The following is a 14250-nucleotide window of genomic DNA, read 5'->3' as shown; positions in this document are numbered from 1 at the left end:
TGCATCTCACTCCTCGGGGTAGTGGAAGACGTCATCGAGCGGCACCCCGAACACCCGCGCGAGCTGGAACGCCATCTCGAGCGAAGGCGAATAACGCCCCTGCTCGATGGCGATGATGGTCTGCCGTGTGACGCCGACCCGGTCGGCGAGTTCCGCCTGGGTCATCTCGCCGGCCGCGAAGCGCAACGCGCGAAGGGAGTTCGTGACACGGGTCGGCTTCACCATGCGGGCATCCCGCGTCGATATGCGACCAGGCGCGCGATGGATCCGACCACGGCGGAGAGCACGAATGCCAGGTAGATCGCGTTGGCGATCCAGAACCAGGGCACCTCCAGCAGCGAAAGCACCAGCGCCGCGACCGCTCCGAGCACCACGAAGGCGCCGCCGATGCGCTCGCCGAACGCGTAGACCTCGCGGTCGCGCTGATCGCGCTTGTCCGCGTCCTTCGGGTTGGTGATCCCCAGCACGATGCTCGCCGCGATGTTGATCACGATCGCGCCGCCGACCGTCCACAGCAGCAACGGCACGTACGACTCGGCGCCGTGCGCCGCCAGCAGGATCAGATAGGTCGCGTAACCGATGACCGCGGTCACCAGGAACACCCAGGAGTTCTTCTCGTCGAACGACACCGGACACCTCGCATGTCGAATTTTCCAGACATTCTGAGAGTAAAGCAGAGGTGACAGCGTGTCAAGAATTTCTTACATGGACGCGGTCTCGTGCCCGCTGTCCGCGGCGCACGGCCGACTGCCACAACGTGTCCTTGTGACCACCCAATCGCCTCCTCGTTCCGCCACCCGTGATGTCTTTCCAGACTGAGAAGACCCCATCCACTTCCCGTGAAGGAGCACGCATCATGGCCGAGAAGACCACCACCGAAGGCGAACCGGTCGAACGCATACCGCTGAACACCTGGGCGATCGCCTTCGGGCTCGCCGGTCTCGCGAAGGTGTGGTCCACCGCCGCGCCCGCTTTCGGTCTCGCCCCCGCAGTCGCGCAGACCTTCTGGGTATTCGCGGCGGTCGCGTGGCTGACCCTTCTCGCCGCCCATGTCGTGCGGGGTCGCAGGTCCACGACGACCCTGATCGCACAGCTCCGCCACCCCGCGCAGGGACCGCTCGCTGCGATCGTTCCGGTCAGCGCGATCCTGCTCGGCGCCGACCTGGCCTCCTGGTCGCTGACCGCAGGAAGGATCGTCGTGCTCGCCGGGATCGCCGTCGCAGCGCTCTTCGCCGGCTGGCTGATCAGCACCTGGCTGGAGGGCCGGCTGCAGTTGGAGGCCATCCACGGCGGATATCTCATCCCGACCGTGGCCGCGGGGTTCGTCGCGTCCGCCGCAGCGGAGCGCGTCGGCTTCGACGCTCTCGCCTGGGCGTGCTTCGGAGTCGGAGCCGTCTTCTGGGCGGTCATGATGACACTGGTGCTGCTCCGGCTCACCGTCGCGCCGGCACTCCCGAACCCGCTCGTGCCCACGATGGCGATCCTGCTCGCACCTCCGGCGGTCGCCGGCATCGCGTGGCTCGCCCTCCATCACTCTCGGATCGACGGCGCGGCGGACGTGCTCGCCGGAATCACCGGGCTCATGCTCCTGCTGCAGCTCGCACTGACCGCGCGGTACCTCCGCGCCGGATTCTCGTTGGGCGCGTGGTCATTCACCTTCCCGCTGGCAGCGGCGGTCGGCTACGCGATCGAGTTCACTGCGGACGACAGCGGCGCGATCCACATGCTGGTGACCGCGATCGGCCTGATCGTCGTCACCGCCCTCGTCGCCCTGGTCTCCGTGCTCTCCGTCCGCGCCTCCCGGCTGCCCACCCGCGGCGGAGTGACGCCGGTCGCTGCTCTCGCCCTCGCGGACGACGAGGACCTCGTGTCCCCGGTCGTACACAGCACCATCGAACGGCGGTGACGGCGAGAACCGGATCCGCCCATTCGCGGCCGCACCGCACCGCTCTACACTCCCCCCACCACCACGCAGAACGAAGGAGAATCACCATGAACGACACACTCATCACCGCCGACTGCACCGGCACCGTCGCGGACGTCACCGCCCGGCTGCAGAGGGAGCTCCAGACTCGCGACGTCGCCGTCTTCGCCACCATCGACCACGCCGCCGGCGCCAGGGCCGCCGGACTCGACATGCAGGACGAGGTCGTCGTGATCTTCGGCAACCCCGCCGTCGGGACGGCTCTGATGCAGGAATCCCCGTCCATCGGATACGAGCTGCCGCTGCGCATGCTCATCTGGGACGATCACGGGACCACGCGGATCGCCTACCGGGCCCCCAGCACGCTCGGTGAGCGATTCGGCATCCACACCGCCGCACCGGTCCTCGCCAAGCTCGACGGTCTTCTCGGAACGCTCCGTGATGCCCTCAGCCGATGACGCATCGTCGGCCAGGGACACCCTGGCCAACCGCCGCACGTTCCTCGCGTACACCCGCACGGCGCTCGCGCTGATCGGCGGCGGCGTCGCCCTCGGGCTGCTCAAGTCGGGCGACGGCACCCTCGTCCAACGCCTGGCGGCGGTGGTCCTGGTGGTCGCCGGCGCCGGCATCACCATCGGCGGCCTGATCGAGTGGCGGCTCGCGGACGCCGCCCTCCGCGCCGGCCGGCCGCTCCGGCGGTCGGGCCTCATACCGGCGACGACCGCCATCGTCGTGCTCGTCGCCGTCCTGCTCCTCGGAACGGCGGCGTTCGGCTGACCCGCCGATCTCCGGCTCCGAACCGATCAGGCGCCCACCGACCGGGCCACGTCCAGCATCCGGCCGACCGCCGTGTTCTCCGCGCTCCCGTGGTCCCACACGGCAGTCAGCGGGCGCACGATCCTCAGATCCTGCACGGCCACACGGAACAAGGAGCCTGCTGCCAGCTGCTCCCGTACGGCCAGGATGCTCAGCACGGCAGCATCCTGACCCGCCGCGACGGTCGCGCGGATCGCCGGTGTGGACGCCAGCTCCATCGCCGAGGCCTCCGGGCGCAGGCCGAGCTCGTCCAGCGCCTTCTCGAGGGTGCGCCGGGTGCCCGAACCGCCCTCTCGAGCGACCAGAGGCGCGGCCGCCAGCTCCTCGGCGGTGATCCCCGAGCGACGGCGGCGCCACGGGTGCGCCGCCCCGACCACCACGATCAGTTCATCGTGCGCGATCACCGAGTGGGAGAGCCCGGAGGGCAGATCGGGGGTCTCGATGAAACCCAGCTGCGCGTCCCCCGCCCGAACCGACTCCACCACGGCGGCGCTGTTCACAGCCGACAGCCGGATGGCGATCTCCGGATGGTCCCGCCGCAGCCGCGACACCCAGAGCGGAGCCAGCGCCTCGGCGATCGTCAGGCTCGACGCGACGTTCAGGGTGGTCTCCCGGCTGGCGTGGAAGGTCTCAGCGGCCGCTTCGAATCGCCGCGCGGCCTCCAGGAGGGGAGCCGCCCAGTCGGCGAGCACGGCACCCGCATCGGTCAGGGAGGTTCCCTGAGGGCTGCGTCGCAGCAGGGGCACGCCGAACCGCTCCTCCAGCGCGGCCATCCGCACCGACACCGCCTGCTGGGTGACGCCGCGCCGTCGCGCCGCAGCGGACAGGCTGCCCACCTCTGCGACCAGGCACAGCAGCTGGAGACTCTCCAGGTCAAGGTTCCGCACGCCGCTCCTCCCTCCGCTGTCCACGATCCCACGAGCGCAGGTCAGAACCGCCCGGGCAACGCGTTCGACGTATCCGTGACCGTGCCGGTCTCGAGCAGCTGCTTCAGCCGGTGGAGGTTGGAGCGCACTTCATCGGCGGGGTGCTTGCGGGCCAATCGCAGCGCGAGCCGGGCGAGGTTCCCGCCCGGCATGGTGAGCTGCTCGCGCACGAGCGTCGACGCTTCCCCCGGCTGGAAGGTGTAGCGCCAGGTGGTCACGCGACCGGCGGTCCGAGTGCGGTAGCTGAACAGTTCGCCCGGGACGTCCTCCACGACCTCCGCGGTCCAGTGGATGCGCATCCCGAGCGGCAGCCCGACGGTCCAGCGGGACCGGAGAGGGCCGAGCACCTCGACGGCGAGCACGTCGCCGAGGAAGCGCGGCAGGTTCCGCGGATCGCGCAGGAACGCGTACACCTCCGCCACCGGCCGCCGGATGTCGACCTCGGCGACGATGCCGGCGGGGCGCGGCGCGCTCACACCGGCTCCTCGACAGGTGGCAGCGGGGTCTCGGACATCCGCCCTCCTCCGGGAGAACCGGTCAGGACAGCGGTATTACACCGCGGCGACCGGCGCGAGCGCCACTCGCGGCTCGGCGGCCATCACCGTCGCGGCCATCTCGCGCGCCAGGCGCACGGCATCGGGATGCGCGTCGAGCTGGGACGTGGAGATCGCCCCGTCGTAGAGCACGCCGACCCGGCGGGCGACGTCTTCCGGGTCGGTGAAGCCCGCCTCGCGGGTCAGCCCGAGGAAGCTCTCGGCGAGCCAGGCGCGGAACGACCTCACGGCCTCCGCTTCGACACTGTCGGGTGCAGCCTCGGCGTAGGCGTTCGCGAACGGGCAGCCGTTGTAGGTGGGAGACAGCGCCGATTCCTCCAGCGCGTCGAACATCGCGAGGATGCGGTCCACCGGGTCGGCGACGCCCTCCTGGTGGCGGGCGATGCGGTCGCGGCGATCCTCCTGGCGGCCCGACAGGTACGCACTGACGAGGTCGTCTTTGCCGGAGAAGTTGTAGAAGAGCGACCCTTTGGCGACCCCGGCCTCGCTGATGAGACGGTCGATGCCCACCGTGTGGATCCCCTCCGCGTAGAAGAGGCGATCAGCCGCGGCGAGTAGCCGCTCGCGCGCCGATCCGGATGCCTTAGTCATGACAAGGATCATATCAGACAGACCTGTCTAAAAAGAGCTTGACTTGTTTGGACAGCTCTGTCTAAAGTGAGCGGAATCCATTTAGACCCATCTGTACAAGGAGCTTCACCCATGTCCCGTCCCCTCGGCTCGAGGACCGCCTTCGTCGGCGTCTCCATCGTCTTCGCCGCGTTCTTCCTCGCCGGGGGCGCCCCGACTCCGTTGCTCTCCCTCCGCCAGGAGCAGTGGGGCTTCTCGGCGGGCATCCTCACGATCGCCTTCTCGGTCTACGCCGTCGCCCTGCTCGTCGCCCTGCTTGTGGGCGGCTCGCTCTCCGACCACACCGGACGGCGCCCGGTCCTGCTGGCGTCCCTCGGGGGCGAGCTCGTCTCCATGGTCGTGTTCCTCGTCGCCCCCAGCATCGGCTGGGTGATCGCGGCACGGGCTCTGCAGGGGCTGGCGACGGGATTGGCGACCAGCGCCTTCAACGCCTCCATCGCCGAGCACGCCCCGGCCCACCTGAAGAAGCTGGCGGGCGGCCTCGCCGGCGCATCCGTGGCCGGGGGGCTGGGACTCGGTGCGCTGCTCGCCGGGACTGCCGTGCAGTTCACGCGCGACGCCAACACCATCGTCTTCGCCGTCCTCACCGCGATGATGGTGCTCGGCATCGTCTTAGTCGCGCTGACCCCCGAGACGTCGGTGAAGCGCCCGGGCGCCGCGCGCTCACTGACTCCGCGGATCGTCCTGCCCGCGCACCTCCGTCGCGACTACGTCGCGGGCATCCCCGTGCACATCGCCGGCTGGATGTTCCCGGCGTTCTTCCTCGGGCTCTCGCCGTCCATCCTGCGCCTCCAGTTCGGTTACGACGGCGGCCTGGTCGCCGGCTTCACGGCCTTCGTCGGGCCGTTCACCTCCGCGGTCGCCGGGTTCGTCTTCGCCCGCTTCGCCCCGCGGCGCGGCACCATCGTCGGCCTCGGACTGCTGCTCGCCGGCATGCTCGTGGTGCTCACGGCGGTCACCACCACGACGCTCCCGCTGCTCTGGGTCGGAGGGCTGCTCGGCGGCGCGGGCTTCGGCGGCACCTTCGGCGGCCAGCTGCGCCTGATCGCACCGCGGGTGGCCGACCACGAGCGGGCCGGCGTCTTCGCGGGCGTCTACACAGCCGCCTACCTCTCCTTTGGCCTCCCGGTGGTCATCGCCGGGCAGCTGGCGCCGCGGTGGGGCATCCTCCCCACATTCGAGGCATACGCCGCCGCAGTGCTCCTCTTCGCCGTCGTCGGGCTCGTCGCCCAGTCCGTCATCGCCCGGCGCGAAGCGGCCGGCCGCGCCATCGCGGCGACAGCAGCCTGACCCGCAGCCCGACCCGACCTACCCACATCAACCCCATCACCGAAACACCCGACGACCCAGGAGGTCACCATCATGAACGAGACCCGCACTGCACCCGCCGGGGGCGCATCCCGCCAGCCGGCCACCAGCATCCCCTTCCGGCTGGAAGGCGTCGTCATCCCCGTCGCCGACTACGACCGGGCCAGGCGCTTCTACCGGGAGCTCGGCTGGCGGGTGGATGCCGACGTCGACGGCGCCGACGGCTACCGTCTCATGCAGTTCACGCCTCCCGGATCGCCCGCGTCCGTGCTCTTCGGCACCCGCGTCACAGCCGCGCAGCCGGGCTCGCTGGACGGGCTCCTCCTCGTCGTCGACGACATCGACGCCGCACGGGCCGACCTCCTCGACCGCGGAGTCGCCGTGAGCGATGTCTTCCACGACGCGGCCGGCGGTCTCGGCGGCGGCTTCCACATCGGGGACCATGGCCGCGCGCCCGGGCATGACCCCGAGCGGCGGTCGTACGCGTCCTACGCTTCGTTCGCGGATTCCGAGGGCAACCGGTGGGTGCTTCAGGAGATCACCTCTCGCCTCCCCGGACGCACCTGGGAGGAGTAGGTGCGCAGCGTCTCGAGGAGGTCCAGCGCGACCTCCGACAGGCTGCCCGGATCGGCCCGGTACACCACGAGCATCATCCCGTCGGTGCCCTCGATCAGCGTCTTCTCCCGGGTCAGCCGAAGCTGACCGACGATGGGATGCCGCCACTCCCCGATGCTCGACCGCTGCGGCGCCGGCATCTCCTCCGCCCACAACCGCCGGAAGCGGGCGCTGCGCACGGCCAGCTCGCCGACCAGCGCCTGTAGGCCGCGGTCCGCGGGCTCGCGTTCCGCCCGATACAGGAGGTACCGGGCCATCGAGGCGGTCACCGCCTCCCAGTCGCCGCCTAGCTCCTTGATCGCTTCGCTCAGGAAGATGGAGAGGGCCAGGTTCGTCCCCGGCTCAAAGCAGTCGGTCAGCGACCGCGCCTGGCTGTTCGATTCGAGGACATCCATCAGCCTGCCTTGCACGTAGGCCGGCGTCTTCATGCGCCGCACCGCGCGCGACACCGCAAGGGGAACCGCCTCAGGTCGCGACGCCGACTCACCCCGCGGCAGCCACCGCCGCACGGCGTTCTCCGCCTGCGCACGGGCGGCGCTCTCGGAAAGCAGTCCGGCGAGGGCGGTCCTGGTCTCGTCCTCGCTCCGGGCGGAGTCCAGTCGCGCGGCCCACTCGCCCACCGCCGACTCGTCCAGCTCGCGCATCCGGTTCAACAGCGTCAGATGGGGCACGTTAACCTCACTTCCTCGATAAGGCCGCGCAGAGCGGAGCCGTGCTGGAGCCGTGGCTCGAAATCAGCCATGCGCCCGGCCTCCCACTGTTATCGGCGTTCGCGTCGTCATGCGTAAGCTCCGAGGTCGTCAACGTCTGCCCCCGATGAGCTGGAGGACACGACTCAGACCCGATCGGTGCTCCGGCGCCTGCGGCTGGTCCTCGGCCTCCTCCTCCGAGGTCGGCGGCGCGAACTGCAGGTAGCCGCACTCCGGGCAGTCGTAAGCGAACTCGTGCACGGCAAGGCCGACACCATAGAACGAGTTCCGCCAGCGCATCATCTCGGCGCGGCAGCGCGGGCATCGCATGGATTCTCCCTCCTCGGCGAATCGTCCTCGACCGGCACCCCGACAGTAAGGCCGACAGGTAGTTAGCGCACGAAGCTTTTGGAGCGTGCTTGTCCCCCACTATTCGCGCTGCGAACGACGGCGCCCGAATTCCGCGTCACGCAGGTCGCTGATCGCGCAGAACCGCCAATCGCTGCTCCGTGAGACTCCCCGGGTCGGCGTAGTAGACCACGAGCAGCTGCCCGGAACGCGTCCCCGCCTGCGCGAGCTTCTGGTAGCGGAGATCCAGCTCACCGACAACGGGATGCAGGATGACCGACCGGCCCGAGTCCTTCGGCCGCACTTCGTGAAGCGCCCACAGCCGGGCGAACTCCTCGCTCGCGCCGCTCAGTTCGGCGATGAACCGAGCGAAGGACGGATCGTCGCGGTCGGCCCCCGAGAGGGCGCGCAGACCCGCAACCGTCCCTTCCGTCATCTCCGACCAGTCGCGCCACAGCCGTCTCACCTCCGGGTCGAGGAACGCGACCCTCACCAGGTTGACCCCCGGCGTGAAGACGGGTGCGAGCGCTCGGGCCATGCGGTTCGAGGCGAGCACGTCGGACAGGCGACCCTGAATGTACGCAGGGGTGGACGTCCAGGCGTCCACGAGCTCCGTCAAACCGTCCGCCGCGCGCTCCACCTGCTCCGCCGCCGGTCTGCGGCGCGGCACCGGGCGCGCGAGAGCGAAAAGGTAGGCCGTCGCGGCGTCGTCCAGCAGCAGCGCACGCGCCAGCCCGGCGAGCACCGAGTCGGACGGATGCTGGTCCCGTCCCTGCTCGAGGCGGAGGTAGTACTCGGCGCTGATACCCGCCAGTCGGGCCGCCTCCTCCCGGCGCAGCCCGGTGACGCGGCGACGCTTGGTCAGCGGGATGCCGACGTCGGATGGATGGATCTGCTCCCGGCGAGCGCGCAGGAACCGACCCAGTGCGTTCTCGTCGGCCGGCTCCATGAGCCAACCGTACCCACTCCACGAGTCGCTCAGACCGTCCCTCCGGGTACCAGGAAAACCCCGGTCAGTCTGGCAGGGACTTTGTCCGGAAGCGGGCCCGTTCAAGCGGGTGACAGTCCACAGACAAGGAGCAACATCATGGCACTGATCACCTCGCCGTTCGGTTTCGCATCCACCGCGGAAGACGTCACCGACGGCATCGATCTCACCGGGAAGCGCGCCGTCGTCACCGGCGCGAGCTCGGGCATCGGCATCGAGACGGCGCGGGTTCTCGCCCTCCGGGGAGCCGACGTCACGCTCGCGGTCCGCAACCTCGACGCCGGCCGCCGGATTGCCGCCGACATCGCCGGGTCGACCGGGAACCCCGCGGTGCGCGCCGCCACGCTCGACGTGTCGGATCTCGGATCCGTGCGGCGGTTCGTCGCAGCGTGGGACGGCCCCCTGCACATCCTGATCAACAACGCCGGCATCATGGCCACGCCCGAGGAGCGCACCGAGTCCGGCACGGAACTTCAGTTCGCGACCAACTACCTCGGGCATTTCGCGCTCACGGTGGGACTGCGCCCCGCGCTCGCCCAGGCCGGCTCCGCGCGGGTGGTGGCAGTGAGTTCCAGCGGGCACCTGATCTCGCCGGTCGTCTTCGACGACATCGACTTCCGGTTCCGCCCGTACGACCCGCTGCTTGCCTACGGCCAGTCCAAGACCGCGTCCGTTCTGTTCGCAGTCGGCGCCGCCGAGCGGTGGGCCGCGGACGGGATCACCGTGAACGCCGTCATGCCGGGCGCCATCGCCACCGGCCTGCAGAAGCACACCGGCGGCCTGAAGACGCCGCCGGAGGGACGCAAGACGGTGGAGCAGGGCGCGGCCACCAGCCTGTTCGTCGCGACGTCCCCGCTCCTCGAGGGAGTGAGCGGTCGTTACTTCGAGGACAACAACGAGGCCCCCGTGGTCCACGACGGAAACGGATGGAAGTCCGGTGTGGCGGCATACGCCCTCGACCGCGACAACGCCGACCGGATGTGGGATCTCGGAACGCGCCTCATCTCCGCCTGATCGAACAGAGGAACACATCATGACCATCTCGACCATTTCGACCATCACCACCGTCGGCTTCATCGGCCTCGGCGACCAGGGCGCGCCTATGGCGCGCGCCCTCGCGGACTCCCGCTTCGCCCTACGCGTCTGGGCTCGCCGAGCGGCGTCGCTGGACACCCTCCGTCCCGGCTCCTTCACCGCAGACGCCTCGCCGGCGCAGCTCGCCGCGGCGAGCGACATCGTCCTGCTCGTGCTGCGGGACGACGCGGACGTGGACGACATACTCGACCGGCAGGGGCTGCTGGCCGCCATGCGCCCCGGCGCCATCATCGTCAACCATGGGACCGGCGACCCGCAGGCCGCCGCCCGGTTCGCGCAGCATGCCGGCGAACGCGGCATCACCATGCTGGACGCACCCGTCAGCGGCGGAGGGCCGGGCGCCGAGAGGCGCGAGCTGGCCACCATCGTCGGAGGCGACCGCCTGGCGTTCGAGCGGGCACTCCCCGTCTTCGAGACGTTCTCCTCCTCCGTGGTCCACATGGGTGGTCCGGGCTCAGGGCAGGTCGCGAAGCTCCTGAACAACGCCCTGACGATGACCAACCTGAAGAACGCGGAAGACGTGCTCTCGATGGCTGCAGCTATCGGCGTGGACATCGCGGCGTTCCGGAGCCTTCTGGCGACCAGCAGCGGCGGAAGCTTCGTCATGCAGGCCCTGGGCGATCAGATCACCCCGGAGATCGCGCCCCACCTGCAGGGTCTGATGCGGAAGGACATCGAGCACTTCGCGGACGCGGTCGGCCGGCTCGGCGTGGATGTCTCCACTGTCCGCGACCGGGGGCTGGCCGGGGCGGAAGGTCTCGAGGAGGCCTCTCAGCTGGTGTGGGCGGCGCTCGACGACAGGTCCTCTCTGACAAACGGCTGAGCCCGACTGGACGATCGCCGGAAGCGCGTCTACCGTCGTTGGTCGGTCTGCGCCGTCACGCTGCACGGACCGCGGAAGGAACCACCGTGACCCCCCAGCTATCGTCGTCGCCGCAGCTCAGCGCGCGATTCTCCCCGGATGCGACCGGCGAACTGATCGTCGACGGGGCCCGGGAGGGCTTCGCCGAGCAGAGCACCGAGCGCCTGCGCGAGGCCGTGCTCACCCGCGTCGGCGAGATCGCCGCCTCCGCCGGCCACCCGGTGCGGCTCACCGTCTCCGACGAGGAGGGGGACTGGCTCCTCGCCGTTCATCCCGACGGCAGCATCGGCGACGAGGAGGCGCTCTCCGCGGCCGCAGCGGCAGACCCGGTGCCGGCGCCCTCGCGTGACGTCCCCGCCCGCGAATCGTTCCTCTACACGGAGCGCCCCCGGGCCGACCGCGCCCGGCAGGGCGTCCGTGGAGCGCTTGCCCGCGCGGGACTCCCGCTCTCGCCCTCGGCCGCCGAGCTGCGCGAGCGGGCCGAGCTCGACGCGGTCAGCCGCCACTGGGCGGGACCGCGCACCATCGCGATCGTCAACGGCAAGGGCGGCGCGAACAAGACGCCGACGACGGCGCTGCTGGCGGCCGTCTTCGCCCGCAACGGAGGCTCGGGGGTGCTCGCCTGGGACAACAACGAGACCCGTGGCACGCTGGGCTGGCGCACCGAGAAGGACGACCACGACTCCACCGTCCAGTCGCTGCTGCCCGCCGCGGACGCCCTGCTGTCGGCCGGCGCCCGCACCGCCGACATCGGGCACTACGTCCACCACCAGAACGCGGACAAGTACGACGTGCTGCGTTCGAACCCGACGATGCTCGCGACGGAGCAGCGGATCTCGAGCGCGGACTTCGACCGCCTGCACACCGTCGCGACCAAGTTCTACCGCCTCGTGATCATCGACAGCGGCAACGACGAGTCGGCCGAACGGTGGCTGCGGATGATCGACCACACCGATCAGCTCGTCATCGCGACGACCGCGCTCGGCGAGCACGCCGAGGCTGGTGCGCTCCTCCTGGAGGCTCTGCTGCAGCGCGATGCGAAGTCAGCCCGGCTGGCGCGCGACGCCGTCGTGATCGTCTCGCAGTCCGAGCGGACCGGTCCCGCCTCCGACGCGCGCCGCGTGGCCGCGGGCTTCGAGCCGCTGGCCCGGCGCGCTGTCACCATCCCGTTCGACCCGGAGATGCACGGCGGGCGACTGTCGTTCGAGACCCTGGCGCCGCGCACTCGGCGCGCGTGGCTGCACGCGGCGGCGGCAGTGGCCGAGGGGCTCTAGAACCCGAACCAGCGCCGGCGCGCACTACGAGACGACGGTGAACTCCGTCCACTCGACCGGGGAGCCGTTCTCCGCACGTTCCCGCAGCTCGATCCGGTAGCCGTCCGGCGTCGGCTCGACCCCGAGTTCCGTCCGACCGCCGTCCGCCGAGTGGGCCATCGCGGTGACACGCTCCGCGTGCGGCCGGAGCAGCTCGATCGGCCCCGGGTCCAGGCTGACGATGCCCAGCGACGACGACCCCTCGAGCGACTCCTCGGTCCGGCCGAGGATCGCGGCACGCGCCTCCGTCCGGACGATGCGCTGCTTGCGGACCACACCGCTGCCATCCCACCGGGTCGGCCGGGTGACCAGCGCCGTCAGAGCATCCCCTTCGTAGCGCGCCCACGAGGAGGAGCGAGCTCCGGTCGATCCGCCGAGGTAGGCGGGCGTGAGCGGTTCCGTCGCGAACTCCGTGGAGGGGCGGGTCAGGGCGGCGAGACCGTTGTAGCGGGCGATGTCGAGGTCGGTCGGGGTGGAGTCTCGGGGGTCCCCGTGGAAGCTGCCGAGGGATCCGATCGGCCCGAAGGCGGCGGTGTCCAGCCAGATGTCCTGCATCTGCAGCCAGTCGTACCCTCCGGAGCCGTAGCTGGGGACGCCGATCTCCCCGAGCAGCGAACTGAAGAAGATGCGACGGTTCGCCTCGGCGTGGTACTCGTCGGCGTTCAGGTACATGTCGTCCGTGGAGTGCAGGTCGACGAAGTCGGCGAGGAGCGGCGAGAGGTTGTAGTACATCACCACGACGTCGGGGTCGACCTCGCGCATGGCGCCGATGACGAGTTCGAGCGCCTTGACGAGCAGCAGCTCCCCGCCCCAGGAGCGGATGCGGGGAGCGGCGTTCGCCAAGGCGGGCAGCTCGTAGCCGAAGTCGAACTTGACGAGGCTGGGCCGGTAACGCGACATGAACGCACGGGCGCGGTCGGCGAGCACCGCACGGACGGGCTCCTGGGAGACGTCGAACAGGTAGTAGCTGTGACCCTGGTTGCCCCGCTTCACCGGCGCACCTGCGCTGTCGCACAACATGTGCTCGGGCAGCAGGCCGTGGGCGGCGGGGGCGTCGCAGCGAAGGAACGCGGCCCACAGCCCCACCTGCATCCCGTCATCCCGCACGCGGTCGAGGAACGCCTCGAACCGCGGGAACCGTTCGGCATCGTGCTCGAGGAGGCCGTACTCGCCCTCCCACTTGTCGTCGATGACGAAGACGCCGGGGCGCATGCCGCTGGCCCGCACGTCCTCGTAGATGGATTCGAGGGCCGCCTGATCGAAGTGCTCGACGGCCGTTCCGGCGGCGCACTGGGCGCCCCAGGTGTTGAACTGCGGCCGGGCCAGCGTCGCGCGCTGCGCCGCCGTGCGGGTGCGCGGCCGCACGATGCCGCGCGCACGCAACGCCCGGTAGTAGTCGCGGATGGCCGAATCGTAGGAGTCGGCGACGGTCAGCGCCCAGGATGCGCCGACCTCGATCGCGCCGCTTCCCGTCGTGAGGAAGCGCCACTGATCGGAGTGGGTCCGCAGCCACGGGCTCATCCGTCCGTTCTTCTGCCGGAGCAGCAGATCGCCGGCCGGCACGGCGGTGAGGCCGAGGCAGAAGGCGGCCGAGAGCCGCCGGGTGAGCGCGCCGCGCTCGCACATGGACCCCTCGATGCTGAACCCGGCGACGTAGTGGACGGGCAGACCCCACTGGGCCGCGACGATGTCGTCGCAGTCGTTCGACCCGCGGCCCAGCCACGTCGTCACGTCGAGCCGCAGCTGGGAGGGGACCACCGGTCCGAGAGCGGAGGACTCGCTCGACCCGGGGTGGACGATGTAGTCGCACTCCATCCCCGGGACGGGTCCGTCTGCCGACCACTCCGCGAAGGAGAGCACCGAGACGACGTCTGCGTGGCGCGCCGACTCATAGCGCGGCGCGTCGAACCAGATGCCGTCCTCCGCCAGGCGCACGCGCAGCGTCAGGAGGTCTCCCCCGTTGACGTTCTCGTAGCGCACCGTCAGCTCGTCGCCGTCGAAGTCCGCGCTCCCGACCGCCCCCGCTGAGGTGGATCCGGTGCTCAGGATGACCGCCGGCTGGAGCCGCGCGGAGAGCACGAGCAACCCGTGACGGTCGAGCACGGAGAACCGGTCGGTGGCCGGAGACCACTCCCATCGGTAGCTTGCCCGGGCGACGACGATCGGCTGAGTGTCAGACATG

Annotated in this window: 17 protein-coding genes; 8 read left to right on the top strand and 9 right to left on the bottom strand. The window is 70.4% G+C overall.

Annotated features, from left to right (window positions below; all coding sequences use genetic code 11):
* Positions 1-6 precede the first annotated feature (6 nt).
* Complete coding sequence (locus J2W45_RS15625) at positions 7-225, bottom strand: helix-turn-helix transcriptional regulator (protein ID WP_310133663.1); 219 nt, start codon at positions 223-225, stop codon at positions 7-9.
* Positions 219-629, bottom strand: a complete 411-nt coding sequence (locus tag J2W45_RS15620) for a hypothetical protein (protein ID WP_310133661.1) — start codon at positions 627-629, stop codon at positions 219-221. Before J2W45_RS15620 ends, J2W45_RS15625 begins: the two co-directional genes overlap by 7 nt.
* Before the next feature lie 227 nt (positions 630-856).
* Between J2W45_RS15620 and J2W45_RS15615 the strand changes: the two genes are divergently transcribed.
* The 3 genes from J2W45_RS15615 (at position 857) to J2W45_RS15605 (ending at position 2701) form a co-directional block, all read left to right on the top strand.
* Positions 857-1906 carry an SLAC1 family transporter gene (locus tag J2W45_RS15615; RefSeq protein ID WP_310133659.1) on the top strand — a complete coding sequence of 350 codons (1050 nt, stop codon included), beginning with the start codon at positions 857-859 and terminating at the stop codon, positions 1904-1906.
* Positions 1907-1992: 86 nt separating this feature from the next.
* Positions 1993-2382 (top strand): DUF302 domain-containing protein, encoded by a 390-nt coding sequence (locus tag J2W45_RS15610; protein WP_310133656.1) that lies wholly within the window; start codon positions 1993-1995, stop codon positions 2380-2382.
* Positions 2366-2701 carry a DUF202 domain-containing protein gene (locus J2W45_RS15605; RefSeq protein WP_310133652.1) on the top strand — a complete coding sequence of 112 codons (336 nt, stop codon included), beginning with the start codon at positions 2366-2368 and terminating at the stop codon, positions 2699-2701. Before J2W45_RS15610 ends, J2W45_RS15605 begins: the two co-directional genes overlap by 17 nt.
* Positions 2702-2727: 26 nt before the next feature.
* Here the strand turns inward: J2W45_RS15605 and J2W45_RS15600 are convergent, their stop codons facing one another.
* From J2W45_RS15600 to J2W45_RS15590, 3 genes are all read right to left on the bottom strand, one after another.
* Complete coding sequence (locus J2W45_RS15600) at positions 2728-3627, bottom strand: LysR family transcriptional regulator (protein WP_310133650.1); 900 nt, start codon at positions 3625-3627, stop codon at positions 2728-2730.
* Positions 3628-3668: 41 nt separating this feature from the next.
* Entirely contained in the window at positions 3669-4142 is a 474-nt protein-coding gene (locus J2W45_RS15595) for an SRPBCC family protein (protein ID WP_310133647.1), read from the bottom strand.
* 75 nt (positions 4143-4217) lie between these two features.
* A complete protein-coding gene (locus J2W45_RS15590) occupies positions 4218-4811 on the bottom strand; it encodes a TetR/AcrR family transcriptional regulator (RefSeq protein WP_310133644.1) in 594 nt (197 codons plus the stop codon).
* 111 nt (positions 4812-4922) lie between these two features.
* Here J2W45_RS15590 and J2W45_RS15585 point away from each other — a divergent pair, with 111 nt between their 5' ends.
* Both J2W45_RS15585 and J2W45_RS15580 read left to right on the top strand, forming a co-directional pair.
* Positions 4923-6140, top strand: coding sequence for an MFS transporter (locus J2W45_RS15585; protein ID WP_310133642.1), 1218 nt, complete (start codon positions 4923-4925; stop codon positions 6138-6140).
* 72 nt (positions 6141-6212) lie between these two features.
* A complete protein-coding gene (locus tag J2W45_RS15580; RefSeq protein ID WP_310133640.1) occupies positions 6213-6734 on the top strand; it encodes a VOC family protein in 522 nt (173 codons plus the stop codon).
* On the opposite strand, the gene J2W45_RS15575 is transcribed toward J2W45_RS15580, so the two are convergent.
* From J2W45_RS15575 to J2W45_RS15565, 3 genes are all read right to left on the bottom strand, one after another.
* Positions 6689-7444: an MmyB family transcriptional regulator gene (locus J2W45_RS15575; RefSeq protein ID WP_310133638.1), complete on the bottom strand. Its 756-nt coding sequence runs from the start codon at positions 7442-7444 to the stop codon at positions 6689-6691. The two genes, J2W45_RS15580 and J2W45_RS15575, sit on opposite strands and share 46 nt — an antisense overlap.
* Positions 7445-7573: 129 nt before the next feature.
* Positions 7574-7723, bottom strand: coding sequence for a hypothetical protein (locus J2W45_RS15570; protein WP_310133635.1), 150 nt, complete (start codon positions 7721-7723; stop codon positions 7574-7576).
* 205 nt (positions 7724-7928) lie between these two features.
* On the bottom strand, positions 7929-8759 hold the full coding sequence (locus J2W45_RS15565) for a helix-turn-helix transcriptional regulator (protein ID WP_310133633.1): 831 nt from the start codon (positions 8757-8759) through the stop codon (positions 7929-7931).
* A 138-nt stretch (positions 8760-8897) separates the two neighbouring features.
* Here J2W45_RS15565 and J2W45_RS15560 point away from each other — a divergent pair, with 138 nt between their 5' ends.
* From J2W45_RS15560 to J2W45_RS15550, 3 genes are all read left to right on the top strand, one after another.
* Positions 8898-9812, top strand: coding sequence for an SDR family NAD(P)-dependent oxidoreductase (locus tag J2W45_RS15560; RefSeq protein ID WP_310133632.1), 915 nt, complete (start codon positions 8898-8900; stop codon positions 9810-9812).
* 19 nt (positions 9813-9831) lie between these two features.
* Positions 9832-10716, top strand: a complete 885-nt coding sequence (locus J2W45_RS15555; RefSeq protein ID WP_310133630.1) for an NAD(P)-dependent oxidoreductase — start codon at positions 9832-9834, stop codon at positions 10714-10716.
* An 86-nt stretch (positions 10717-10802) separates the two neighbouring features.
* Positions 10803-12029, top strand: coding sequence for a MinD/ParA family ATP-binding protein (locus J2W45_RS15550; RefSeq protein WP_310133628.1), 1227 nt, complete (start codon positions 10803-10805; stop codon positions 12027-12029).
* Positions 12030-12053: 24 nt separating this feature from the next.
* Here J2W45_RS15550 and J2W45_RS15545 read toward each other — a convergent pair whose 3' ends face one another.
* The gene (locus J2W45_RS15545) at positions 12054-14249 is read right to left on the bottom strand and encodes an alpha-galactosidase (RefSeq protein WP_310133626.1); all 2196 of its coding nucleotides are present in this window, start codon (positions 14247-14249) and stop codon (positions 12054-12056) included.
* Between the last annotated feature and the right edge of the window lies 1 nt (position 14250).

Source organism: Leifsonia shinshuensis, assembly GCF_031456835.1.
GTDB classification, from domain to species: domain Bacteria; phylum Actinomycetota; class Actinomycetes; order Actinomycetales; family Microbacteriaceae; genus Leifsonia; species Leifsonia shinshuensis_C.
Note: the sequence above shows the minus strand (reverse complement) of the source record. Positions and strands in the feature narration are given on the sequence as shown.

What these genes read in the sequence shown, in the direction of transcription:
- J2W45_RS15625 (WP_310133663.1), bottom strand. Translation starts at nt 225, where the DNA reads ATGGTGAAGCCGACCCGTGTCACGAACTCCCTTCGCGCGTTGCGCTTC.
- J2W45_RS15615 (WP_310133659.1), top strand. Translation starts at nt 857, where the DNA reads ATGGCCGAGAAGACCACCACCGAAGGCGAACCGGTCGAACGCATACCG.
- J2W45_RS15610 (WP_310133656.1), top strand. Translation starts at nt 1,993, where the DNA reads ATGAACGACACACTCATCACCGCCGACTGCACCGGCACCGTCGCGGAC.
- J2W45_RS15605 (WP_310133652.1), top strand. Translation starts at nt 2,366, where the DNA reads ATGCCCTCAGCCGATGACGCATCGTCGGCCAGGGACACCCTGGCCAAC.
- J2W45_RS15590 (WP_310133644.1), bottom strand. Translation starts at nt 4,811, where the DNA reads ATGACTAAGGCATCCGGATCGGCGCGCGAGCGGCTACTCGCCGCGGCT.
- J2W45_RS15585 (WP_310133642.1), top strand. Translation starts at nt 4,923, where the DNA reads ATGTCCCGTCCCCTCGGCTCGAGGACCGCCTTCGTCGGCGTCTCCATC.
- J2W45_RS15580 (WP_310133640.1), top strand. Translation starts at nt 6,213, where the DNA reads ATGAACGAGACCCGCACTGCACCCGCCGGGGGCGCATCCCGCCAGCCG.
- J2W45_RS15565 (WP_310133633.1), bottom strand. Translation starts at nt 8,759, where the DNA reads ATGGAGCCGGCCGACGAGAACGCACTGGGTCGGTTCCTGCGCGCTCGC.
- J2W45_RS15560 (WP_310133632.1), top strand. Translation starts at nt 8,898, where the DNA reads ATGGCACTGATCACCTCGCCGTTCGGTTTCGCATCCACCGCGGAAGAC.
- J2W45_RS15555 (WP_310133630.1), top strand. Translation starts at nt 9,832, where the DNA reads ATGACCATCTCGACCATTTCGACCATCACCACCGTCGGCTTCATCGGC.
- J2W45_RS15545 (WP_310133626.1), bottom strand. Translation starts at nt 14,249, where the DNA reads ATGTCTGACACTCAGCCGATCGTCGTCGCCCGGGCAAGCTACCGATGG.